General features: G+C 62.1%; 14 protein-coding genes. 11 read left to right on the top strand and 3 right to left on the bottom strand.

What is annotated here, in order from left to right; all coding sequences use genetic code 11:
• Positions 1 to 135: 135 nt before the first annotated feature.
• Positions 136 to 1,929 carry a sensor histidine kinase gene (locus tag ACFSR7_RS04585; RefSeq protein WP_378159358.1) on the top strand — a complete coding sequence of 598 codons (1,794 nt, stop codon included), beginning with the start codon at positions 136 to 138 and terminating at the stop codon, positions 1,927 to 1,929.
• A gap of 3 nt (positions 1,930 to 1,932) precedes the next feature.
• Positions 1,933 to 3,270 (top strand): response regulator transcription factor, encoded by a 1,338-nt coding sequence (locus ACFSR7_RS04580; RefSeq protein WP_378159357.1) that lies wholly within the window; start codon positions 1,933 to 1,935, stop codon positions 3,268 to 3,270.
• On the opposite strand, the gene ACFSR7_RS04575 is transcribed toward ACFSR7_RS04580, so the two are convergent.
• Positions 3,267 to 4,400: a Fic family protein gene (locus ACFSR7_RS04575; RefSeq protein ID WP_378159356.1), complete on the bottom strand. Its 1,134-nt coding sequence runs from the start codon at positions 4,398 to 4,400 to the stop codon at positions 3,267 to 3,269. The two genes, ACFSR7_RS04580 and ACFSR7_RS04575, sit on opposite strands and share 4 nt — an antisense overlap.
• Before the next feature lie 179 nt (positions 4,401 to 4,579).
• On the opposite strand from ACFSR7_RS04575, the gene ACFSR7_RS04570 reads away from it, so the two are divergent.
• From ACFSR7_RS04570 to ACFSR7_RS04550, 5 genes are all read left to right on the top strand, one after another.
• A complete protein-coding gene (locus tag ACFSR7_RS04570; protein ID WP_378159355.1) occupies positions 4,580 to 5,911 on the top strand; it encodes an ABC transporter substrate-binding protein in 1,332 nt (443 codons plus the stop codon).
• 80 nt (positions 5,912 to 5,991) lie between these two features.
• Positions 5,992 to 7,020 (top strand): carbohydrate ABC transporter permease, encoded by a 1,029-nt coding sequence (locus ACFSR7_RS04565; protein WP_378159354.1) that lies wholly within the window; start codon positions 5,992 to 5,994, stop codon positions 7,018 to 7,020.
• Between the two features lie 13 nt (positions 7,021 to 7,033).
• Positions 7,034 to 7,873, top strand: a complete 840-nt coding sequence (locus tag ACFSR7_RS04560; RefSeq protein WP_378159353.1) for a carbohydrate ABC transporter permease — start codon at positions 7,034 to 7,036, stop codon at positions 7,871 to 7,873.
• 5 nt (positions 7,874 to 7,878) lie between these two features.
• Positions 7,879 to 10,164 carry a hypothetical protein gene (locus ACFSR7_RS04555; RefSeq protein WP_378159352.1) on the top strand — a complete coding sequence of 762 codons (2,286 nt, stop codon included), beginning with the start codon at positions 7,879 to 7,881 and terminating at the stop codon, positions 10,162 to 10,164.
• A complete protein-coding gene (locus tag ACFSR7_RS04550) occupies positions 10,161 to 11,837 on the top strand; it encodes a ribulokinase (protein ID WP_378159351.1) in 1,677 nt (558 codons plus the stop codon). Before ACFSR7_RS04555 ends, ACFSR7_RS04550 begins: the two co-directional genes overlap by 4 nt.
• Positions 11,838 to 11,917: 80 nt before the next feature.
• Here ACFSR7_RS04550 and ACFSR7_RS04545 read toward each other — a convergent pair whose 3' ends face one another.
• The gene (locus tag ACFSR7_RS04545) at positions 11,918 to 12,820 is read right to left on the bottom strand and encodes a LysR family transcriptional regulator (protein ID WP_378159350.1); all 903 of its coding nucleotides are present in this window, start codon (positions 12,818 to 12,820) and stop codon (positions 11,918 to 11,920) included.
• A 204-nt stretch (positions 12,821 to 13,024) separates the two neighbouring features.
• Between ACFSR7_RS04545 and ACFSR7_RS04540 the strand changes: the two genes are divergently transcribed.
• Entirely contained in the window at positions 13,025 to 13,516 is a 492-nt protein-coding gene (locus ACFSR7_RS04540) for a DinB family protein (RefSeq protein WP_378159349.1), read from the top strand.
• A 145-nt stretch (positions 13,517 to 13,661) separates the two neighbouring features.
• On the opposite strand, the gene ACFSR7_RS04535 is transcribed toward ACFSR7_RS04540, so the two are convergent.
• Positions 13,662 to 15,593: a hypothetical protein gene (locus ACFSR7_RS04535; protein ID WP_378159348.1), complete on the bottom strand. Its 1,932-nt coding sequence runs from the start codon at positions 15,591 to 15,593 to the stop codon at positions 13,662 to 13,664.
• Between the two features lie 262 nt (positions 15,594 to 15,855).
• Here ACFSR7_RS04535 and ACFSR7_RS04530 point away from each other — a divergent pair, with 262 nt between their 5' ends.
• The 3 genes from ACFSR7_RS04530 to ACFSR7_RS04520 all read left to right on the top strand — a co-directional run bounded on the left by ACFSR7_RS04530 (position 15,856) and on the right by ACFSR7_RS04520 (position 24,289).
• Complete coding sequence (locus tag ACFSR7_RS04530; RefSeq protein WP_378159347.1) at positions 15,856 to 16,866, top strand: LacI family DNA-binding transcriptional regulator; 1,011 nt, start codon at positions 15,856 to 15,858, stop codon at positions 16,864 to 16,866.
• 994 nt (positions 16,867 to 17,860) lie between these two features.
• On the top strand, positions 17,861 to 21,568 hold the full coding sequence (locus ACFSR7_RS04525) for an EF-hand domain-containing protein (RefSeq protein WP_378159346.1): 3,708 nt from the start codon (positions 17,861 to 17,863) through the stop codon (positions 21,566 to 21,568).
• A 6-nt stretch (positions 21,569 to 21,574) separates the two neighbouring features.
• A complete protein-coding gene (locus ACFSR7_RS04520; protein WP_378159345.1) occupies positions 21,575 to 24,289 on the top strand; it encodes a glycoside hydrolase family 2 protein in 2,715 nt (904 codons plus the stop codon).
• Positions 24,290 to 24,293 lie beyond the last annotated feature (4 nt).

The following is a 24,293-nucleotide window of genomic DNA, read 5'->3' as shown; positions in this document are numbered from 1 at the left end:
TTCAGCCGAGCATATCGCATGTCGCATACCGAAATTATCCGATTCCGCCCGCCACGCATTCCTGATAGAGTAGAAGCATACTCCCTTCGAAACGGCGTCGGCGGGAGCCGTTGACGTACCCGGAGGCGATGCACCTTGTTCTACAGCTTGCGATCCAGACTGACGCTGACGTTCGTCGTGCTGCTGGTCGTTCCGTTCATGATCCTTGTGGCGGTAGTCACCCAAATCTCCAACAGCGTCATCGGCCGTTCGATCGAGGGGTCGACCTCGCAGACGATGGACCAGTACGCATCGCTCGTCACGACGCTGACGACGCAGGCGGAGGGCGTCGCCAACCAGGTGCTGAGCAACGAGATCACGCAGCAGTGGATCTCCGCCCGCATGGACGCGCAGCTGTCGACCGAACGCAGCCTGTCGCTCGACGCCGAGCTCCGCAAATATTTGTCCTCCATCGCGCTCAACCATTCCTCGATTTCCTCCATAACCATCTTCAACAAAAACGGCACTGCGGTCGGCATCCGCGACCAGAGCTTCCGCGATCCTTCGTTCCTGCAGACCGACTGGTACCGGGACTTCATGCGGCAGGGCACGCGTTGGGTGACCGCCCACCTGGATCCTTACCAGCCCGCCTATTTAATAGGCGAGAGCGTGAACAGCCTGTTGTTCAACCTCGTGCAGCTCAGCTCGTTCCGCAAGCTCGGCGTGCTCAAGGTCAACGTCCTCACCTCCTCGATTCAGGACCCGCTCGACAAGATCGCGTTCGGCGAGCAGGGCGGTGTCTACCTGGTCGACCGCGACGGCGAGCCCGTGCTGCGCCAGCAAATTCCGGCGGACATGTCCTTATTCAAGCGCGCGCTGCCGCAGATCGCTGCAGACAAGCGGTCAGGGGGCAAGCTCACGCTGGACGGCAAAGGCGGCAAGCATATCGTCCTTTACCGCAAAATCAAAAACGCGGACTGGCTGCTGGTCGGCGAGGTGCCCAAATACGAGCTGTTCCAGAAAATGAGCTGGGTCCGCCATACGATGCTGTGGGTCGGCGCGCTGCTGCTCGTCGCGACGACCGGCGCGGCCTTCTGGCTGTCGTCGGGCATCGCGCGGCCGCTCAGCCGGCTGGCCGGCGCCATGCGAAGCGCGGAGCGCAGCGGCTTCAAGACGACGACGGTGCACGGTCCGCCGGCAGCGCTGCCGGTGCCGGCCAACGAGGTCGGCTACGTGACCCAGGTGTTCAGCAGCATGATGGGCAGGCTCGGCGAGCTGATCGAGACGGAGTTCAAGGCGAACCTGCGGCGGCAGGACGCCGAGTACAAGGCGCTGCTCATGCAGATCAATCCTCATTTTCTGTACAACACGCTCGAGGCAATCGGCAGCCTGTCGGCGCAAGAGCGCAGCGACGAGGTTATCGACGTGACCGAATGGCTCGGACAGATGCTGCGTTACTCCCTGCGCGCGGACAGCGATTTGGTGGCGCTCAAGGAGGAGCTTCGTTATATCCGGCATTACGTGTCGATCATGAGCGTCCGGTTCGGCGATCGGCTCCAGGTGTCCATCGAGGAGGAAGAGGGGCTCGGGGAGCAGCATATCGTAAAGTTTATTTTGCAGCCGCTCGTGGAGAATGCGATCAAGTTCGGCGCAGAGAGCGGCGGCGAAGCGGTCGTGACGGTTCGGGCGGGCCGGCGGGGACGCCGGCTTGAGATCGAAGTCGCGGACAATGGGCCGGGCATATCGCCCGAGATGGCCGAGGAGTTGGCGCGGGGCATCGCGCGCAGCGACCTGGCGGACGTGCTGAGCGCGGGCGGAAGTAGCATCGGGCTGCGCAATGTGCTGGCGCGCTGCGGGCTGTATTACGGCAGGGCGTTCGACGCGGAGATCGGGCGCTCGGCGCACGGCGGCGCTTCGATCAAGCTGCTCATACCGGCAAAGGAGGAATGAACGATGTATCGCGTAATCCTGGCGGACGACGAGCCGGAGATTTGCAAGGGACTGCGGCTGAAGATCGCATGGGAGCGGCTGGGCTTCGAGATCGTGGGCGAAGCGCGCAACGGCAAGGAAGCGCTGGCCGCCGTCGCGAGCGAGCGGCCGCAGCTGCTGCTGACCGACATCCGCATGCCGGTCATGGACGGGCTCGAGCTGCTGCAGGCTTGCAAGCGCCTGCATCCCGAGCTGCGTATCGTCGTGCTGTCCGGGCACGACGACTTCCAATACGTCCAGACGGCGCTGCGCTGCGGAGCGAGAGACTATGTGCTCAAGCCGGTCGTCCGCAGGGATCTGACCGAGCTGCTCGAGACGATCCGCGGCGAGCTGGACGCGGAGCGAGAAGACGCGCGGGCGCGCGAAGCAATCGGCCTGCAGTGGCGGCAGCGGCTGCCGATGCTGCAGGAGCAGTACGTGCTCGGCCGGATCTATGGCGGCGGCGAGGCGCCAGGTATCGGCGAACGCGAAGAGGCGCAGCGGCTCGAGCTGGCCGGCTTTGGCGGCGCGGACGGCGAGGCGACCGCGCTGCGCTTCATGGGCGCCGAGTACCGGGTGCCGCCGGGCCGCTTGCCGTCTGGCGAGGAAGATGATGCGCGCCTTGCCTTGGCTTTTCGGCTCGTCTGCCGCGAGATCGCGGCGGACGTGCGCTGGTCGCGTCGCGTGACGCCGTTCGCCGACAAGGCGTATCCGCGCTTTCAATTCTTCGCGTCCGCCGCCGCGGACGAAGCGGAGAGCGAGGCGCTGCTCGCTGAGCTGGCGGCAGCGCTGCTTGCCGCGGCCGAAGGCAGCCTGCGCCTCGCCGCGGTCGCGGGAATCGGCGCCGCCAGTTCCCCAAAGGCGGGGAGCACCGCGCTGCGGCGCGCCTACCTTTCCGCCGTGACGGCTTTAAGCCGCGCGCCGGCCGGACCGGCGTCCCGCATCGTCCGGGCAGATGATGCAGAAGGACGCGCCTCCAGGCCGAGCGCCGGCACCGAGACGATCGAGGAGATCCGGCGTCACATCGAGGACGCCTACAAGGATGAGATCAGCCTTGCGATGATGGCCGAACGCTTCCACATGAACGTCACCTACCTGTCGGAGCTGTTCAAAAAGCAGACCGGCTCCACGTTCAGCGATTACGTCGCCGAGGTCCGGCTTGGCCGGGCGGAGCTGCTGCTGCGTGACACGGCCATGCGGCTCGCCGATATCGCCGAGTGGACCGGATTTTCCACCGCGAGCTATCTGAGCGCCGCGTTCAAGAAGCGCTATGGCCTCAGTCCGGCGGATTACAGGGCGCGGCTGCGGGGCGACAGGCCCTAGAGGTCTTCGCCGTTTAACAAGTAGCCGTATTGCTGCGGATGCTGGCGGATCGCATCGCCTAAATTAACGTATTCCTCGGATAGTATGACAGTTCGGACGCGTTGGGCGTTCGGGTCCTTCGGTCTCAAAAAGCCGGATTCAGTCCATTGTTTGATTTTAGCACGCGCAGTACGGTCGCCCATGCCCAACAGCAGCATGATTTCGGTAATGCTCATCTCTTCTTGCTTAAAAACAAATTGCCGAAAAACTTGTCTTTGGTGCACGTCTAGCTTGCGAATCATCTCGGGCTCGGCACGAAGAAGCTCCGCGTTTTTTTCCAACGCGATTTGTGCGGCTTGCGCATAGACTTCGGCAAGGCCCTCAAGGAAATAGTCGAGCCAAACGGTGAGATCGGCATCGTGTCTGCCGAAATAATAGTTATGTGACAAGCCCATTTGCAGGTTCTTGTAGTAGGCATTCAGATTGCGGTCGTAGAAATTTTCGAGAATAAACAGACCCTTTAAACCGAACCGGTGGCGTCTCAGGATATAGGTGGCGATCATTCGCGACGTTCGTCCGTTACCGTCCATATAAGGATGGATGGTTAAAAATTGCCACATTGCGACTCCTGCTCGAATGGGTGCAGGTATTTCGAGCGACTCCGGTGCATTTAACCAGGCGACGTAGTCTTCCATTAAGGCGGGGACGTCCGTATGTTCCGGAGGCATATAAAAGCCTGACTGATTGCGGCTGCCCACCCGATTTTGTTCCGTACGATATTCGCTTAAACGGGGCTTTCGGCCGTGCGAGACTCGAATGATCGCATGAATTTTTTTAATCCATTCTTCCGTAATCGGGAGGTTTCTGCGTTCTGAATCGTCCAGGAAGTCAATCGCCTTCATGAGATTGAACACTTCTTGTTCGAGATCGTTGTCGCTGTTCCTGTACAACGATTTGCGTTTTTGATCGTCGTCAAGCTCATTGCCTTCCATTCTGGTGGACAGCAAGACAGTCGTTTCTTTGGCTTCTTTTTGCAATTCCTTTAGAATGTCGGCCGGCAAAGGCAGTTGATCGATAATCGTACTGGCACGTTGGATTTCCAACAGATGGTGAACCATCTTCATCGTGGTTGAGAATCTCGGTTTGAACATTGTTTTCACCTCACTATAATTATAGTATTACCGCTAAATTGCCGCAATATATGTTGGATGAGGTGTGCCCATACCCGAACAAATCGCATGCCAACAACCGAGCTCAGCGGATTCAGGCGCCGTCCGGCTGATGGTAGCATGAACTTGCAAGCCAAACTATCGAAGGGCGAGGGGTACGCATGAAAAAGAAATGGCCGCTGGCGCTCGGCATGCTGCTGGCCGTTGGCGGATTGTCCGCATGCGGCGATACCAACGGAAACAAAGCCGAATCCGGCGCATCCGGTTCGCAAGGCGCGGACGGCGAAGTCGTCGAACTGTCGTTCTGGCGCCACGACTACGCGCCCGAGGCTGAAGCGCTGAAGAAGCTGATCGCCTCGTTCGAGGAGAGCCACAAAAACATCAAGATCGATTTTCAGATGATCCCGAACGACCAGTACGAGACCAAGATCCGCACGGCGCTCGCCGGCGGCAACCCGCCCGACATCATGGCGCTCGACGCGCCGACGCTCGCCTCGTACGCCGCGCAGAAGGCGATCATCCCGCTCGACGATTATTTCGCCAAGGACGGGAACAAGGACGACCTGCTGAAGCCGGTCATCGAGGGTCTCACTTACGACGGCAAAATGTACGCCGCTCCGAACAACGAGGGCACGATCGTCATGTTCTACAACAAGAAGATGTTCGAGGCGAAGGGCATCCCTCTTCCGTCCAAAAATGTGGACGAGGCGTGGACATGGGATCAGGTGCTGGACGCCGCCAAGAAGCTGAACGATCCCGCCAAAGGCGTCTACGGCTGGAACCCGACGCCGTGGGGCTTCGTCGGTCATGAAGGCGCGCCTTACTCGGAAATGGCGTTCCTCTGGCAGGCCGGCGCGGAAATTCTGAGCCCCGACGGCAAGACGGCTAAGGGCTACCTTGATTCCGCCGAATCGAAGCGGGCGCTGACGTTCTGGAAGGGACTGTTCAATACGGACAAGGTGTCGCCGAAGGAGCTGCCGCAGGACGCGTTCTGGAACGGCAAAGTCGCCATCCACGTGGACGGACCGTTCGCGTTCCAGTACCAGGAGCAGAACTTCCCGAACTTCAAGCTCGGCGAAGACTACGACGTCGCGCCGCTCTGGAAGGATAAGAAGATGATCGGCACGACGGGCAGCTGGGGCATGGCGATCACGTCCAAGTCTGAGCATCCGGACGAGGCATGGGAATTCGTTAACTGGGTGACTGGCGTCGAAGGCTCGAAGGTGTGGTATCAGGAGACCAAAAACTTGCCGGCTCGCCAGTCGACGTTCGACGCGTTCGACGAGCTGAAGGCGTACCCGATGAACATTTACGCGGAGCAGCTCGCGAAGTACGGCCACCCGCGTCCGGTCACGCCGGCCTATCCGGCGATCAGCGAGGCGATCCGCCAGCTGTTCGAGGACGTCGGACTCGGCAATGCCGACGTCGACGAATCGCTCGCCAAGGCCGTCAAGAAAATCGAAGACGGCATCGCCACGCTCGGCAAGGAATAATCCGTATGGGGGCAGGGGGCAGGACCGACCCTGCCCTTGCCATGTCCGCCCGCGGTCTTCCGAAGAAGGAGGGATACTGAATGCCAACGCCCGCAAGCTCCGCAAGAACGCCAAGCTCCACAATCGCCGCTGTCGCCTCAAGCATTCCTGGAGCCTCAAGCACGGCCGGATCGGCCGACGCTTCTGCGTCCGCAAACGCCATGCGATCCGCCAAACCGTCCAAGCGCCCCTCCGCATCCTACGAACGCCAGGAGGCCAAGGCCGCGCTGCTGTTTATCCTGCCGGCCTTCGCGCTGCTCGCCGTCTTCATTTTTTACCCGATGCTCCAGGCGCTGTGGATCAGCTTCCGCCACTACAATCTCATCTCGGCAGAGTCGGCCTTCGCCGGCTTCGGCAACTACGGCAAGCTGCTCGGCGACGACGCCTTCCTTGCAAGCCTGCGCCACTCGTTCTACTTTACGGTCGTCGTGCTGCCGGTGCAGACCGCGATCTCGCTCGGCCTCGCGCTGCTCATCCAGCGCAAGTTCAGGGGCGTCGGCTTTTTCCGCACCGTGTACTTCCTGCCCGTCGCCGTCTCGTTCGCGATCGCCTCGACAATCTTCAGGCTCATCTACAACAAGGATTACGGCATGCTGAACATCGTGCTCAAGGGGCTCGGGCTGCCCGTCCTCGACTTCCTGTCCAACCCCGACATCTCGATGCTGGGCATCATCATCCTCTGCATCTGGCGCGCGATGGGCTTCGTCATGGTCATTTTCCTGGCGGGGCTGAACAACATCCCGGACTACCTGTACGAGGCCGCGCACGTCGACGGGGCCGGGCCGCTGCAGCGCTTTTACTACGTAACGATTCCGCTGCTGAAGCGCACGCTCGCCTTCGTCGTCATCATCACCACGATGGACGCGCTCAAAATTTTCATTCCGATCTACATCACGACCAGCGGCGGGCCCGCGGGCTCCACGAGCACGGTCGTGCATTTCATCTACGAGACGGCCTTCAAGCAGATGAACATGGGCTACGCCGCAGCGGCCGCGTTCCTGTTTTTCCTGCTCGTGCTGGCGATCTCCGCCGTGCAGCTGCGCCTGTTCCGCAGCGACGTCGAGTACTAGAAGGAGGCGCGACATGAGAAAACCGATCGGCTTCACGCTCCGGTGGGCGACGCTGCTGCTCGTGGCGGCCGTTTCCCTGTTCCCGATTTACTGGATGGTCATGAGCTCGTTTCGCACGCACGAAGAAATCTTCCGCTATACCGAGCTCGGCCGCGGCCTGTTCCTGCCGGTCGACTGGACGCTGCAAAATTACCGCGACATCTTCCTCGACCCCGCCAAGCCGTTCGGAAGATACCTGCTCAACACGCTGTCCGTCGCCGTTGTCGTCACCGGGGCCGGGCTGCTGATCAACGCGATGGCGGCTTTCTCCTTCGCCAAGCTGAGGTTCCCTTTTAAAAAAGGCTTGCTGGCGCTGTTCCTCTCCTCGCTCGTCATTCCGTACGAGGTGATCATGATCCCGCAGTATCTGCTCATGCGGGACCTGGGCTGGATCAACAGCTACAAAGCGCTCATTTTTCCGCAGATCGTCTGGGTGTTCGGCATCTTTATGCTCATCCAGTTTTTCGCCGACATCCCGCGCGACATTCTCGACGCAGCTCGAATGGACGGCGCCCGCTGGCCGCGAATCTTCGGTGTGATCGTGCTTCCCGCAGCAGTGCCCGCGCTCATCACGCTCGGCATCATGACGTTCCTGAACCAGTGGGATTCGTTCCTCTGGCCGCTCGTCGTTATCAACGAAGAGAAGCGGCAGGTGATTCAGGTGGCGATCTCCTCGTACCAGTCGCTGCGCGGCATCTCGTGGGGCAAGATCATGGCGGCGACGACGATCAGCTCGGTGCCGATCCTGGCGGTGTTCGTGCTGCTGCAGCGCTATTACGTTCAGGGCATTACGATGTCCGGGGTGAAAGGATGACGGCGATGTTAACGGAACTTCCGGACTGGCTGACGGGAGAGTGGACGTTCAAGTGGGCGGAGTCGGCGGTTGGTTCGGCGGCCCGGGAGGCTGCCGGCGGCGACCGGGATTCGGGCGCGGGCGGCGAGGTGCCGCCCATCGTATGGCGCGAGGCGAAGGGATCGCCCGGCGCTCTGCAGGCGGGGCTCGCGGGCGGCGCGACCGCGACGCTGACGGTCCGCCGCGACACGCGGGGCGTCCCGGATGCGGATGCCGGCACGGAATCGCTGGAGCTCGCGACGCTGGACATCGAGCTCGCACCCCCTGCGGGCGGGACGCTGCGGTTCGCGGGCTGGCAGCTGATGCTGCCGGTCGCCGCGCCGCTCGCCTGCGTCTGGAAGCCGCATCTGTCGCCCGAAGACGGCATGGCGATCGGAGACAAGGCGTTTCGCTCGCCGGCGATTATTTTTGAAGACGAGACGCGGATGACGGCGCTGCTGCCAGAGCTGGACAGCGTCGGCGGCGAGCGGCTGCTGCCGCATATTTGCGACTTTACGGCGGACGATAGGATGCTGATGTACGGCGGCTGCGATTACGAGGAAGAAGGGCATGTCTATTACCGGCTGACGCCCAGGGTTCGAACGCTGGACCGCGCGCTGCGCGTGCGGCTGCGCCTCGCCTTCTGGCGCAAAGAGGCAGGCGCGGCGCCGCGGGACTTAAGGCGCGTCGAGCGTCTGCTGTGGACGCTGGAGGCGGGGCGGCGAATGGCGCCTGGTGCGGAACCAGGTACGGGAACGGCCGTCGAGCCGGATTTGGCTGCCGAAAAGGCAACGGCCGTTGACACAGCCGCGGACGACGCCTCATGGACGGCTGCTCGCGCTCGGACAGGTGCTTTGCCTGCGCGAGATGCCGCGCTTTTCGAGGCAAAGGTCGCCGCACTGCAGCCCTATGTCGACCATGCCTACGGCTGGGCGTTCGAGCGCTGGGGCGCCGTGAGCTGGCAGCAGTTCCGGCTGGGCGGCTCGGAGGTGGGCGGCGTCGCCTTCCTCGTTACGGCGCGGCAGCAGCCGGGCGGCGGCCGCGAGGACAGCTGGCGCGAGCCCAAAAGCCTGTGGAACCAGGCCTGGTTCTGCGGTCTGCGCAGCGCTTATGGCTACGCCAGCTGGGGCAAACGGCTGGATCGAGACGACTGGCTCGCCAAGGCGGGACTCGCGCTGAACTTCGCGCTTACCGCGCCGCAGACGCAGGGGCTGTTCCCGGGCTACTATCAGGCCGGCGAAGACGGGAGCTGGGTGACGGGACGCTGGTACATGTCCGGACCGCGCAGGCCGCACGGACACGAAGACTTCGTCCATCTGCTGGATTCATCCTGGACCTGCTATTGGCTGCTCAAGTGGTACCGGGACATCGGACCCGACGCCCGCATCCTGCCGTACGTCGGCGCCTACGTCGACGCGCTGCTGGCGCTGCAGCGGGAGGACGGCGGCTTTCCCTCCTGGGTGCGGCCCGATACGCGTGAGGCATCGCCTTTCCTGGCCGTCAGCCCGGAGACGAGCGCGCATGTCATGCTGCTCTGTCTGTACGGGAAATTGACAGGCGACTCACGAAGCATCGAAGCGGCCGCGCGGGGTGGCGGGTTCGTCGCGGCGCATATTTTGCCCGAAGGCCGCTGGGAGGACTTCGAGACGTACTGGTCCTGCTCCGGGCAATGGGCGGGCAAGCTGTACGGCGAACGGGACGCGCGCAGCGGCCTGTACAACCAATGCAACTTCGGCATGTACTGGACGGCCGAGGCGTTCAAGGACTTGCACGAGGCGACCGGCGAAGAGAGCTGGCTGGCGCTTGGCGAGCAGGTGCTGGCAGAGGCCTCGCTTTACCAGCAAATCTGGCAGCCGCCGTATATTCCGGTGCCGACCATAGGCGGCTTCGGCGTCATGAATACGGACGACGAGTGGAATGACGCAAGGCAGAGCCTGTTCGCGCTCACTTATCTCTCTTATGCGAATTTGACCGGCGACGAGCGTTATCGCATACGGGCGCTTCGGGCGATGGAAGCCTCCTTTTACATGATGTACTGCCCGGAAAACGGCGTCGTGAAGCGCCTGTACGAGTGGGTGCATCCCGGCTTCGGGACGCGGGAATACGGCTTCCATATGGAAAACTTCAACCATCACGACGGCACGCCGGTTGACGGCCTGGGGGAGTTTACGATATTCGACTGGGGCTGCGGCGCGGCGTCCGCGTCGCTGGCCGAATTCACCGCGATGCTGAACGCCGGGACGACAGCCGCCGACAAAGGAGCGCACGCATGAGTACGCAAAAATACGCCATCGGCGTCGACTACGGCACGCAATCGGGACGCGCGGTGCTGGTCGATCTGTCGAACGGCCATGAGATCGCGGATCACGTCACGCCTTACCCGCACGGCGTCATCGACGAGAAACTGCCGGTCTCCGGCATCGAACTCGGCCACGACTGGGCGCTGCAGCACCCGGACGACTACCTGGAGGTGCTGCGCCGTTCGGTGCCGGCCGTACTGAAGGCTTCCGGCGTCGCGGCGGCGGACGTCATCGGCCTTGGCATCGACTTCACCGCCTGCACGATGCTGCCCGTGGACGAGAGCGGCACGCCGCTTTGCTTCCTGCCCGAATGGCGGGATAATCCGCACGGCTGGGTCAAGCTGTGGAAGCACCACGCCGCGCAGGACGAGGCGGACCGCCTGAACGCGATCGCGGCGGAGCGGGGCGAGAGGTTCCTGCCGCGCTACGGCGGCAAGATCTCGTCGGAGTGGATGGTCGCCAAGGTGTGGCAAATTCTGAACGAAGCGCCCGAGGTGTACGAAGCGACCGACCTGTTCACGGAGGCGACCGACTGGGTCATCTCGCAGCTGACGGGACAGTTCGTGCGCAACAGCTGCACGGCCGGCTACAAGTCGATCTGGCACAAGCAGGAAAGTTACCCAAGCCGGGACTTCTTCAAGGCGCTCGATCCGCGGCTGGAGAACCTGACGGCGACCAAGCTGCGCGGCGACATTAAGCCGCTTGGCTCGAAGGCGGGCGAGCTGACGGAGAAGATGGCGGAGCTTACGGGCCTTAAGGCAGGCACGGCGATCGCGGTCGGCAACGTGGACGCGCACGCGGCGGTGCCTGCGGTCGGCGTCGTGGACGAGGGCAAGCTGGTCATGGCGATGGGCACGTCGATCTGCCATATGGTGCTCGGCAAGGAAGAAGTCGAAGTCGAGGGCATGTGCGGCGTCGTCGAGGACGGCATCATCGAAGGCTACATGGGCTACGAGGCCGGGCAATCGGCGGTCGGCGATATCTTCGAATGGTTCGTCGAGGAAGCGGTACCGGCGTATGTGAAGGAAGCGGCGGAAAAAGACGGCGTCGGCGTGCACCAATGGCTGACGGAACGCGCGGCGCAGTACAAGCCGGGCGAGACGGGCCTTGTAGTGCTGGACTGGTGGAACGGCAATCGCTCGGTGCTCGTGGACACGAACCTGACGGGCGTCGTGGTCGGCTACACGCTGCTGACCAAGCCGGAGGAGCTGTACCGTACGCTGCTCGAAGCGACGGCGTTCGGGACGCGGACGATTATCGACGCGTTCCACAATAACGGCGTGCCGGTTCACGAAGTGTACGCGTGCGGCGGATTGCCGCAGAAGAACGCGCTGCTCATGCAGATCTACGCGGACGTAACGAACCGCGAGATCAAGGTGGCGGATTCCAAGCAGACGCCGGCGGTCGGCGCGGCGATGTTCGGCGCGGTGGCGGCGGGCGCGGCGAAGGGCGGCTACGACAGCGTCGTCGACGCGGCGAAGGCGATGGCGCGCGTGCGGGAAGAGACGTTTAAGCCGATCCCCGAAAACGTGGCGATATACGAGCGGCTGTACGCGGAGTACCGGACGCTGCACGACTACTTCGGCCGCGGGGCGAACGACGTCATGAAACGCCTGAAGGCGTTGAAGGAGGAGGCAGCAAGGTAAGCGCGGCTTCAACTCAAACAACCGTATTCACGGCCCTGCCGGGCACGCGAATACGGTTGTTTTATTTAGGGAATTTTCATTTACGAAATATTAGCGTGCCGGATCGCGGCCTCGATATAATGGCGCAGCGTCTTGATGAAGGTCCGCATCGCATAGCCGACGTATCTGTCGCTTCGGTAGACAAGGCAGATGTCCTGGCTCGGCGTAGGCTGGATCAGGCGCAAGGTTCGAATGTTGGCGCCATCCAGGTTTTCCAGCAGCAAGCGGGGAAGCACGCAGGCGCCGAAGCCCTGTTCGACCATTCGCAACAGGGAGGCCAGCGTCGTCGTTTCCAAATCGGGCTGTACGCGAAACCCCTGCTCCAGGCAGTATTGCTCGAGCAGCTTGCGGCATTGATGATCGCCCGGGAACAGGACGAGCTTGAGCGACGCCAGCTTGGCCAGGGGCACGGCGCTCTCGGCCGCGAGCGGATGCTGACTGTTCACGGCCAGCGCGAACTCCTCGCGGAACAACGGGATCGTCGTGAGACGTTCGTCGGCGACGGGACCGATCGTCACGCCGATATCGATGCTGCGGTCGAGCACCTGCTCCGTCACTTTCATCGTTTCCAGCAGCGATACCGACACCTGCGGGTAGGCACGGTGAAAATCGAGCGGCAGCGCGTCGAACAACAGGTCCGCGTCTCCGGGCAGGACGCCGATGGAGAGCGCCCCGCCTTGCTTGTGCTTGAGATCCGCGATGGCGTCGCCCGCCTGACGCAGCTGCCCGAGGGCGGCGGAGCCGTGCTCCCGCAAAATCGTGCCGGCGTCGGTGAGCACGATTTTTCGGCCGATGCGGTCGAACAGCAGCACGCCGAGCTCCTCCTCCAACGCCCGGATTTGCTGGCTGATATTCGGCGCGCTCACGCCCATTCGCTCGGCAGCCCGCGAGAAGTGAAGCTCCTCGCAGACAGCCATAAAATATTGAAGCTGCTTGAACTCCATTTTGCATCCCCTTTCCGTACGCGAACCTTCCGTATTCATCTGCCTGTCCCTTTATTTTCAAACGCGGGCTTCGTTTATGTCAACGTCCGATCGTTAAGTTTTGCTTAACGATTCGATAAGGGCGGCTGCATTGATGGTACATGTGAACGGACGTAAACTGAGGTCAGTTTCAGATTCCGCCCATTCGCCGAGGAGGTATGATTCATGTCTCAGATCATTGTGGATTCCGCCAAAACCGTCCGCCGCTTGTCCATGGATGCGATCGAGGCGATTCCCGAATCGCTGTTCGACGTCCGTCCCGAAGGCTTCAACAACACGATACGTTGGAACGTCGGCCATCTCATCTACTGGATGGACGCTTACCGGTCGCTCTGCTTTTCCGCCGAGTCGGCTATTCCGTCCTCTTATGCCGCCTTCTTTAACTCCGGCACGAAGCCCGCGGATTGGACCGCGACGCCGCCGGACAAAGAGGAGCTCCTCGAGATGATGGCGCGCCAGCTTGCGTCCTTCGACGAGATCGCGCCGGCCAGGCTGAACGAGCCGCTGCCATCGCCGCTGCAGTTCGGACCGCTTACGTTCCGCCTTGCGGGCGAGCTGTTCAACTTCGGTCTCATGCACGAGTCGATGCATCTGGCGACTTGCGGGAGTCTGGTCAAGGCGGCAAGCGTTCGATCGGCAGGCGTATCCGCGTCCTGAAGACGAAAAAGCGGTGAAGCAATGATGGCTGCCGCTCCAAAAAAGATCGCCTCCCCCTGAACCTTTCCGGCCGGGCGAAGGCGATCTTCTTATTTTGTGCGAAGGGCTGCCGTTGCAGAGCGACTATCGCAATGTGACCCGCCGCTTAATAATCGAACGAGAAGCTTGAAGAGAGGCCATACTGCGAGATGGCCTTTTTGATATGGATCATCGCCCACAGGCCTTCCGCGGACGATTCGCCGCCGGCTCCGCGGTTGACCGTCGGCACGCCGCTGTTGACGGTGATGCCGTCGAACACGGCCCCCTGACCTTTATACGTCCCCGTGCCGGGAGCCCCGTCATACATATCCGCCAGCGCGTTGTTATTGCCGATGAACCAGGTCGCCACTCTTTTCGCATACTCAAGATACTGCGTCCGCTTGGCCGCCGCGTCCGACCGCCCCGACAGGTAATAAGCTTCGGCAAGCGCCTTAAGCCCGACGACAAGCGAGGAGTTCTGGTAGGCGAACTGCCCGGAATTCGTATGAAACTGCGCGTTCCAGTCGATGATCTGCGTGATCCGCTCCTTGGTGCGGCTGAAGTTGTTGACGCCGTTGATGTAATGATAGGCTTCGAGGCCGTAAAAATTGTCCGCCGAATACGTAATGATATCCAGCAGGCCGTTCAATTGGGCAGGGGTCTGGCCGATCGAGCGTTTCATCGCATACAAGTTGGAGAGGGCATAAATTTGAAGTTCGCCCCAAGCGTACCAGTTGCCGGCGGTCGCGTCGTCGACGAAGATGCCGTTTCTCCAATCGGTCGTGTGAAGCTGCTTGGCGGTAATGCTGTTCAGCAGCACGTCGATCTGCGCGTAAAGGCTACTCTGTGACGGACGGTCGTCATAAGTCGCGGTCGTGTTGCTGTTGGCCGGAAGAACGGGTGTATAGGTGCCGCAGTCCGTCGTGCCGTACAGCAGCCTGTAATAATCGGTAAAGGCGATGAGCAGGTTGCTGGCCATTTTCGAGTCGAAGCCCGACAAGTTGTAGGCGAGCACGTTGTTCATCATGCGCTGAATATGATTTTCGAGGAATTTGGCGAAATAGAGCTGGTCGGCGGTTAGCGAACCGTTCGTGTATTTGAGTTTTTGCAGCATGTGCAGCCCTTTGACCATCGCCCACAAATTACGCGCGTCGTCGAGCCCGATCTCATGCGTGCTGGTGGTCCAGGTTTTCTTGATGCCGGTCTTGTAGCCGGTGACGCCGCCCGATGCGGTCGTATAGAGCGGACCGTCGTAGACGGGGGCGATATCGGCGCCTGTCGGATCTCGCAGGTCGTCCATGTAGATCGAGTATTTCGGATGCGAGATAAAGGGCGGGGCGGCGACAGGTTGGTTTGAGGCGTTCTTCAAAATGTGAGAAGGGTCCGAGGCGGCGTCCATCCAGTCGCCGTTCGGCAGCGCGGACGGATACTGCGTGCGTTTGACGAACTCGGAGCGGTACATGAAATGCTTGTCGATGCCCTGCTGCACCGGATCCCAGCCGAACAGCGCCGGCGCATCCAGCCAGGCAAAATTGTATACCTTGCCGCTTAAAGTCGTCATATAGGCCGTAAACGTGAGCAAATCCCGCGCGCTTTGATAGGACGTCAGGTTGCCGTTCAGCAAGTAATCGTCGGCCAGCGCGATGGCCGCCCGGGCGGAATCGTCGACGGCGCTGGCGCCTTCCGCCATATCCTGCGTGTAGTTCCAGCCGTTCGCCAGCCAGTTGCCGTTTTTCTCCGTCGCATAGAGGACAAGGGACTTCATGGGCCAGCCGTTGACGGCAGCGTAACCGCCGCTGCCGAGCACCGTGTCGTAATAGGCGCTGTCCGGCCAAGATACGCCATGCTGATTGGTTCGTTGGCCGTTTCCCGTACCGAGCGCATAGGAAAAGCCGGTAGTGGCCGAGTGCGAAGTCACCGCTTGCCAGTTGAGGTGCGCGAAGTTGACGGGAAAGTTGGCGAAGTCGACGGTCTTGGTGGCTGCGTAAGCGGAAGGGGCATAGCCTGCGAGCAGCGAACCTGCCAAGGTGACGGCGAGCGCCTTGTTCAAATGCTTCATGATCGGATTCCTCCTTTGTTTGCGCTTTCAATTTTTGGAGTCCGCAGCGTCTTATACCACAGGCAATGACATTCTCCTTTCTTATTTCTGAAAGAGTTTCATTTATGTTTTCTTAATTCATCATAAAGTTTGTCATGTGAGATCGTCAAGCGTCTAGTTCTAGAACGCCCTACAGCAAGTAAAAACGATTTGGGTGGTACAGATGTTTGTAAGTCTTTCATGATCGGTGCTATACTGAATTAAAAACGGGAGCAACGAATCGATGAATATTTACGATATCGCAAAGGAAGCGGGCGTCTCCATCGCCACCGTATCCCGCGTTATGAATAAGCCGGAGGCCGTCAACGTCAAGACCCGCGATCGCGTGCTCCAGATCATGGACCGGCATGACTTCTCGCCCAAGCTCGGCGCTTCCGTGCAGCGGCCCAAGGAGCTGGCATTTTTCACTTCGACGCGGTCGCTTCCCGTGGAGACCAGCATCATTTCCGGCATCGGCGAGGTTGCGTTCGCCGAGCGGATGAGCGTGAAGCTGTGCGCGCTCGAGGATGTGCCGAAGAAAAAGGAAGATCTACAAGCGTACTTTGCGGAGAAAGGGATCGGTGGCGCGATCTTTACGACCGTTCCCTATACGGAGGAGCATTTTGCCGAGCTGGCATCGGCCATTCCGGCCGTACTCATATTCAACCGGTTGCAATCGGCCAAGGTGCCCAGCATTCGAGCCGATCATCGCAAGGGCGGCTATGCCGCCATCCAGCATTTGGCCGCCATGGGACATGCCCATATTGCGATCGTCGACGAGTTCACGTCGCCGGATCATTACGAGCGGCTGGCTGGAGCAAGAGAGGCGGCGGCAGATTGCGGGCTGCGGGACTTCGGCGAAGAGCATCTCATTCGCGTGCGGGATCTCGAAGACGCGGACCGTTGCGCGCAGATCGATCACTACCTGTCCCGCTATCCGTCTACGACGGCGCTGTTCGTGGCGAACGATCATTTCGTGCCGACGCTCTACAGACATTTTCGCATCAAAGGCGTGCGGATTCCCGAAGCGCTCTCGATCGTCGGCGCCGATGACGTGCCGGGCAGCGCCGACCTGTTCCCGCCGCTGACGACGATCCGTCAACCCGTGAAGCAGATGAGCATGGCCGCCGCCCGGTATCTGATCGACCGCATGCAAGGCGCCGTGCATGCGACGGAGCCGCTTGACGAGGTATACGACGTGCAGCTCGTCGTCCGGGCCTCCACCCGGATGCTGGATAGGGAAGCGCGTGATTAGGCGGCACGCTCTCCGGAAAATCGAATCACTGAAGCACGAGCAGCCGGGCCGCGAGGTCCGGCTATTTTTTTTGAAGCAAATAGTTGCCAGAAAGCAGTTAATTTTGACTCCGGGGGTTACACGGCGCAAATAGGTGTTTAAAGGCATCTATCTGGGCCGTTGGACTTCCCCAGGAGCAAAAATCCGGAAAATAACTGCTTTTCAGCAACTATCGGATGACAACTCGCAGTCTCGCGGAAAAATAACTGCCTTCTAACAACTGTTCGTTGCCGCCGTTTTCTAGCCCAGCCTCCAATCTGCTTGCAAACCTCCTGTGATCGCCCAGCCACGCACCGCCCAGCCACACACCGCACAAAGACAAATCGGCCAACTACCACCGCCACTTCCCGCCCGCCAACCGCACACAGATAAAAGGCGCGCGGATCAGCACCGTTCCCTCAAGGCCGCTGCCGATGCACCTGCACGTCGAATTTCGGTTAGAGCGGGTTCGAAAGCAGCAGGCACAGCAAACGAAGACGCAATCGCGGAGGACAGCAGCGAAAGGCAAGTTAGTCGGACGGTACGTATTAGCGCCAACTGTGTCCGTTTGCGCGAGATTAGATAGCTAGTTTGTCAAGGACGGTTGATTGGCGACCGTTGTAGATTTGGAGCGATATCCGGACAAGCGGAGGCCGCACGAACGACATCCTGGAGGGGCGCGGACCTGTGAGCGCGAGCGGAAATAAAGAAAACATCGTCCGCGGGCTGCGCAGCTTTTACGCTAATCGGCAGGTTAATTGGCGTTTTCGGCTTTTTCCAAGCGAACGGATCGGTTGACAGCCGCAAGTGAATGAATCTATAATCAAAATGTAAGTAAATGTGTAATACTTACAGAAAGTTATAAGAATGGCTTGCGATGTTCGCTGCCCCACGCATCTGATTTCGTTTTCCGTTCCTGACTGTAAGCGGATTCATGCCTTGCCTAGCCATGCAACCATACGAAGGAGGGTATTTTGTGCTGCGCAAATGGACGTCCGGAACGTTGGCCATCGCAATCGCGGCCGCATTGGCATTACCGTCGGGAGCCTGGAACGCTTCCCGCGCATCGGCGGCGGAGAAGTCCGTCGTTTACGACATGCCGAACGGAAGCTTTGAATCGCCGCTGGCGGGTACTTGGGACAGCGCGGGCGTCACGGATACGGAGCATTATCTCGCCATGGAACCCGGCAGCGCCGTCTGGCAGGGCATTCCGGTGACGAACGACGGCAAGGGCCCTTCGGCCGGCGATGTCGTCTACGGCGAGCTGGAAGTGACCTTGAGCGCCGACGCGGGCGACGATGCGAACGTCATGCTGCGGATTAACGACGGCGGACCGGCGCTCGCGGAGGTCAACGATCTCTCGGATGCCGCGAGAGGCGAAGCCGTCAAGCTGACGACGAAAACGATCCATGCCGGCGGCAAAATCGGTGCGGGCAAGCCGTTCATCTACGTGGAGCTGCACAACGATACGAAGGGCGAGATCGACGTGCATCGCGTCAAGCTGTGGGGCGTGAGGGAGGACGGCACGCAGGTGACATACCCGGTCGCCAATGCGGATTTCGCTGCGCCGCTCGCCGGTGCCACGGACTGGTCGAGCGCCGGCGCCGTCTCGCTAAGGTCGGCGCTGGTCATGCAGCCGGGCTCGGCCGTATGGAGAAGCCTCCCGGTCGGCAGCGGCGAGCGTCAGCCGCACGCCGGCGACAAGCCGTCCGTCTCGCTCCGGCTGATGCTTCATCCGGACGCGAGGCTGACGTCCTCCGTGACGGCCAGCGTGAACGACGGCGCGAACACGCTGCTCGAGATCTCGGATCTGTCCGCCGTTAAGCGCGGCGCCTGGCGCACCGTCAGCGACGAATCGGGACCGCCCGTCCCGGATGGCGCGGCCCAGCTCTGGCTGGAGCTGCACAACGACAATGGCGCGCCCATCCGCGTGACGGACGTCCAGGTGACGGCCATGCGGGAGGACCGCAGCTACGATCTGGACGGCAGCGGCAGCGTGGACGCGGCGGACCTCTCCTTTCTGCAAGCGAAAATAAAACGCGGCACGTTTATTGGGGATTTGGACTACGACGGGGACGGCCAACTGACGGGCAAGGACGCCTCCTTTTTCCGAAAATTCGCCTTAAAGGATCCGGCAGAAATATATGCTAACTTCGATCACTTCCGGTTCATGAACGAGAAGATCGCGATAGACGGGGTTCCGATGTTCATCTCCCATCTGTACGCGGAACCCGTCGACCGGAGCGATCTGGGCAAAGGCTACAAATGGGTCGGCGATCCGCAGGAGGGGGTGGCCGCGCTCGACGACGTCGCCCGCGCCGTTCTCGTCTATGTCGAGCACTACAAGACGTACGGAGACGCGTACAGCTACGACATGATCAAGCGCGGGCTGTCGTTCGCCATGTGGATGCAGTCGCCGGAAGGCGACTTCGACAACTTCGTGGCCCAGGATGCCCAGGGGAAGCTGTATAAAAAAGACAGCCACTCGTCGTTCACCGGCTTCAGCTTCTGGGCGGTCCGCGCCTACGAGGCGATGGCGGCGGCGCTGCCCGTGCTAGAAGCCAAGGACGCGGCATTCGCGGCGAAGGTGCGGACGCGGGCTACGCTCTGCCTCGAGCGCGTCCGGCAGCTGGTGAAGCCGTTGTACGGCAAGTACAACGCCGTCGGCGGCAAAAAAGTGCCCGCATGGCTGCTGCAAAGCGACAATTGGCTCAGCGCGGCCGCGATCTCTGCGTTGGCGCAGCATCAGGAGGCGCTGCCGGCCGGCGCGCAGAAAAACACTTCGCTTGCGCTCATCCGGATGCTCGGGGAAGGCCTGGCAATGTCTCAGGAAGGCGACTTCATGACGTATCCGCTCTCCGCGTTCCTGCATAGCGACGGCACCTGGTACGAATGGGGCAGCATCCAGGTAAAAGCGATGGCGATCGCCGGGCAACTGAGCGGGAGAAGCGATTGGATTCAGGCGGCCGAGCAGGCGGCGGACAGCTTCCTGAGCGATCTGCTCATCTCGGGCAGAGCTTATCGGCTGTCGCCGAACAAGGCGTCTTATCCGCAGATTAATTACGGCACGGCCAGTTTTGTGGAAAATCTGCTGGCCTTGTACAGAATCACCGGCAAAACGAAATACGCCGAAATGGCCGGGATCGCCGCCGCCTGGTGGACCGGCGATACGCGCGACGGCGTCGCCATGTTCGACCAGGCGACAGGCGCGGCCTTCGACGGCGTCACCGATAGCGGCGTGAATACGAACAGCGGCGCCGAGTCGGTCGACGAAGCGCTGCGGGCGATTCTTCGGATCAAGCGGGTGCCGGCCGCTGCGCGCCTGATGACGGCAACGAAGGTGGAGAGCCGTGGCGTTCAGACGTTCGAGGCCGAGCAGCTCTACAGGCAAGGCGCCGGAGATGACGAAGAGATTGCCGTGGCGGATCTCGGTTTGAACGATCCTGCCAGGGCGCTCCGCAAGCAAAGCAACATTCCGAGCGCGGACGAAGCCGCCGTTTATGCGGATGCGACATCCTCGGATGCTGAAGAGGAAGTATACGCCGGCTGGTTCGGCAAGCGGGCGATCTTCGTGGAGGCGACGGGCCACAACAACGTGCGGATCTTCGGCGACGGCTATTTGTACCGCGATGTGCCGTTCGGCGGCCCGGACGGATTACGGCCGGGGGACTCCGTCAAGCTGGATTTTGCGGCGCTGCTGCAGTTCGACACCGACCTTGCGGCGGAGGTGCTGGCAGTCGACGCGCAAGGCCAAACGACGCTCCTCGCCGACGACAGCGAGATGACGTACGCCAGCCGGATGTGGTACTCGGGACAATCGACGGTCAAGACGACGCCAAAAATTCCGGAAGGGACGGCCAAGCTGCGCATCCGCTTCTCCAATCGGTCGACGAATCCGCTGCCGCATGAAGGCTATGCGACGGTCACGCTGACCAAGCTCTATCGGATGAGCGTGCCGGAGATCCGGTACGGCAGCCCGTCGCTGTCGCAGGGCAGCTACGTGCGGATGACGGAAGGCGCGAGCCGCAGCTTCGACGTCGAGGTGCAGGGAGCGGGCGAATACGACGTCTACGCGAGCGTCATTCAGCGCGCGCCGGGCCAGGCTGCGAAGCTGTCGGCTTCCCTGAACGGTTCCGCTTCGATGAAAACGACGCTGGCCGGGACCGACGGCCGGATCGCTATCCTCCATCTGGGGTCCGCCAATCTGGCACAGGGCACAGGCACGCTTGTCCTGCAAAGCGCCGGCGCCGATGCGGAGCTGGATGCCGTGTACCTGTACCCGGTCGAAACCTATGCCACGTATCGCGCCCTCGGCGGCAGCCTCCACACGATTGTCCGGGACAGCCGCAGCCGCAGTCTGACCGCCGGTACGCCGGCGGCGGTCGCCGCACGCGACCGCGTCGTCATCTCGTCGGTCGAGATCGAAGGCGATGGCCGGATCCTTCGGGTGGAAGGAACGGTCAAGACGGCCGGCGGCAAGGCGGCAAGCAAGACCGACGTTCGCGTCACGATCGGCGGCATCGCGCAAGTGGAGCGGGTACGTACGGATGCGAACGGCCGCTTCAAGGCGATGCTTCATCTCACGAAGGGCTGGCAGGCGGGCCTGTACCGGGTGGAAGCCTCGACGGCGACCGGCTCGGGCACCGGGCGGATCGCGCTGGCGGGCGACAAGAAGAAGGGATGAGGAAAGATGGCAAGCGATGCAGGAACGGTTGAAGGCGTCGATTTGTGCGAAAGGGAGGAGCCGGCCTCGGCGCCGGCTTCGGAGCCGGTCTCCGGCCTCGCTTCGGGGGCTGCCTTCGAGATGGCCCGCGAAGCCGTCTCGGAGCTGTTGCTCAGCGGCGCGGACTGGCGGCTGACGGGCTGGTACCCGAATCAATGGCAGCCCCGGCTGTCCATGGAGCTCGGCGTCTCCATCCTGCCGGCCGTCGCGGAGCTTCCGGCTACGGTGCCGGGCTCCGTGCAGACGGATCTGCTCGCAGCCGGGCGAATGGCGGATCCGTTCGTCGGCCTGGACAGTCTGCAAGGCGAGTGGGTGACGCAGCGGGAATGGATCTATTCGAAGACCGTACAAATTCCGGACGGCTGGGAACGGGAACGCTCCGAGCTCGTGTTCGAGGGGTTGGATTTCGCCGGCAGCGTGTTCTGGAACGGACGGAAGGTGGCGGACTTCGAGGGGACGTTCCTGCCGGTCGTCGTCGACGTGACAGGCAGCCTGGCGCCGGGCGGCGCGAACCTGCTGCAGGTCATGTTCCGGCAACCGCCGGAGCTGGACGGCCAGGTCGGCTACTCGTCGCGGATTCGCCACCTGAAGGCGCGCTTCGGCTATGGGTGGGACTGGATCCCGCGGATGGTCGCCGTCGGCATCTGGCGGGACGTCCGGCTTCGCACGCGCGAAGGCTTGGCCGTCCGGGACTTCTACCCGGAGGCCGTGCCTGCGGCAGCTGCCGGTCAGGGCGCGGTGAGCTTCCGGACGGAACTCGAAGTTATGCGGTCCGGCACGTACGATTGCCTGTACGCGCTTGAGGACGAAGAGGGCCGCACGATCTGGCAAGCGAGCCGGCGGGAAGCGCTGCGTGCCGGCCCCGTAAGGCTGACGCTTGCGGCGGAAGTAGACGGCATCGACCTGTGGTGGCCTGCCGGCATGGGCGCGCAGCCGCTATACCGGGCGCGCATCGCGCTGCGGGGCGGCGATGATCGCATCCTCGCCGCCGCGGCCCGGACGATCGGCTTCCGCCGCATCGAGTGGCGGGCCAATCCGGGATCGCCGGCTGACGCGCTGCCTTACACGGCCGTCGTCAACGGCATTCCCGTTTTTCTCCGGGGCGTGAACTGGGTGCCCGTTTCTCCCTATTACGGCGCGGTCACGGAGGCGGACTACCAGGCCCGGCTCGACCCGCTCGCGGAGATGAACGTCAACGTGCTGCGCGTCTGGGGCGGGGGCATCATCGAAACGCCCGCGTTCTACGATTATTGCGATCGCCGCGGCCTGCTCGTCTGGCAGGAGCTTCTCCAATCGTCCAGCGCGCTCGACAACTGCCCGCCGGACGATCCCGGGCTGCTTCAGGCGCTGGCGGCCGTCACGACGGCCGCCGTGCGCGAGAAGCGGGCGCATCCGAGCCTGCTGCTCTGGTGCGGGGGCAACGAATTGATGTGGGAAGGCTTCCGCCCGGTCGATGAGCGTCACGCGAACATCGCCATGCTGGCCGGACTGATCCGCGAGCTCGATCCGGGCCGGCGTTTCCTGCCGGCCAGCGCGTCGGGGCCCGCGTTCTGCGCGGATGCGAGGGATTTCGGACGCGGCGTCCATCACGACGTGCACGGCCCGTGGCTTTATGCCGGGAGTTCGGGACACTACGCCTTCTTCAACGGAGACGACGCGCTTTTCCGCTCGGAGACCGGCACGCCGGGTGCCTCCCGCGCAGGACTGCTCCGCGCGCTGCGCGGCACGTGCGACGCGTGGCCGCCGACCGCGGACAATCCGTACTGGACGCATCGCGGCAGCTGGTGGGTGCCGTGGGAAGCGGTCAGCGAGTCGTTCGGGCCGTGGCGCCGCGACAAGGACGAACTGGAGGAATTCGCGCGCTGCAGCCGATTTTTGCAGAAGGAGTCGCTTCGTTATTCGGCCGAAGCTACGCGCAGGCGCGCGCCGCAAGCATCTGGATTTCTCGTGTGGATGGGGAACGAGCCGTTCCCGAATAACGCCAACACGTCGGTTCTGGAGTACGACGGCATGCCGAAGCCCGCTTATTACGGCTTAAAAAAAGCGTTCGCGCCGATTCACGTGTCTGCCCGGTACGACCGGGCGCGATACCCGACCGGCGAGACGTTCCGCGCGGAGATCCATCTTTACGCCGAATATGCCGAAGCTTTGCATCCGGCGGTCGGTGCCGTCGTCCGCGCGGCTGCCTTCGATCTCGGCGGCGCGCTGCTGGCGGAGCGGGAGTTTGCCGCTTTTCCGCTGCCGTCCGGGTCGGCGGAGCTCGGCGCGGTCGCGTTTGCCGTGCCCGAGCTGGAGGAGCCGGTTTTCCTGCTGCGGCTTGAAGCCGCGGCTCTGGACGGCCGGACGCTCGCGGAGACGACGTACTTGTTCACGACGTCGGACGTCGGTTGCGATTGGGAGGCGCTGCGGTCGCTGCCCGAGGCGGGAGCCGTGACGGTCCTGCCCGCCTTTGGAAGCGACCGCGATGTTCTTGTATCCAACCCATCAAGCGTCGCGGCGGTCGAGCTGTGGATGGAGGCGGAGGACGACGAGGGACGCCCGGTTCGCTTCGCGGACAACGGATTGACGCTGCTGCCCGGCGAATGCCGGACGGTCGGCTGGTACGGCGGGAACGGAAGATTGTCTTCGCTTCGCGCGGAGGGCTTCAACGCAAGAGCCGAATACCGCTGGGACCATTCATAAAAAA

The sequence above is a fragment of the Cohnella sp. GCM10020058 genome (genome assembly GCF_042683485.1).
Taxonomy (GTDB): Bacteria; Bacillota; Bacilli; order Paenibacillales; family Paenibacillaceae; genus Cohnella.
This window is presented reverse-complemented; position numbering and strand designations above follow the sequence as displayed.

Coding starts and splice junctions, on each gene's coding strand:
- ACFSR7_RS04580 (WP_378159357.1), top strand. CDS start 1,933: ATGTATCGCGTAATCCTGGCGGACGACGAGCCGGAGATTTGCAAGGGA.
- ACFSR7_RS04575 (WP_378159356.1), bottom strand. CDS start 4,400: ATGTTCAAACCGAGATTCTCAACCACGATGAAGATGGTTCACCATCTG.
- ACFSR7_RS04570 (WP_378159355.1), top strand. CDS start 4,580: ATGAAAAAGAAATGGCCGCTGGCGCTCGGCATGCTGCTGGCCGTTGGC.
- ACFSR7_RS04565 (WP_378159354.1), top strand. CDS start 5,992: ATGCCAACGCCCGCAAGCTCCGCAAGAACGCCAAGCTCCACAATCGCC.
- ACFSR7_RS04560 (WP_378159353.1), top strand. CDS start 7,034: ATGAGAAAACCGATCGGCTTCACGCTCCGGTGGGCGACGCTGCTGCTC.
- ACFSR7_RS04555 (WP_378159352.1), top strand. CDS start 7,879: ATGTTAACGGAACTTCCGGACTGGCTGACGGGAGAGTGGACGTTCAAG.
- ACFSR7_RS04550 (WP_378159351.1), top strand. CDS start 10,161: ATGAGTACGCAAAAATACGCCATCGGCGTCGACTACGGCACGCAATCG.
- ACFSR7_RS04545 (WP_378159350.1), bottom strand. CDS start 12,820: ATGGAGTTCAAGCAGCTTCAATATTTTATGGCTGTCTGCGAGGAGCTT.
- ACFSR7_RS04540 (WP_378159349.1), top strand. CDS start 13,025: ATGTCTCAGATCATTGTGGATTCCGCCAAAACCGTCCGCCGCTTGTCC.
- ACFSR7_RS04535 (WP_378159348.1), bottom strand. CDS start 15,593: ATGAAGCATTTGAACAAGGCGCTCGCCGTCACCTTGGCAGGTTCGCTG.
- ACFSR7_RS04530 (WP_378159347.1), top strand. CDS start 15,856: ATGAATATTTACGATATCGCAAAGGAAGCGGGCGTCTCCATCGCCACC.
- ACFSR7_RS04520 (WP_378159345.1), top strand. CDS start 21,575: ATGGCAAGCGATGCAGGAACGGTTGAAGGCGTCGATTTGTGCGAAAGG.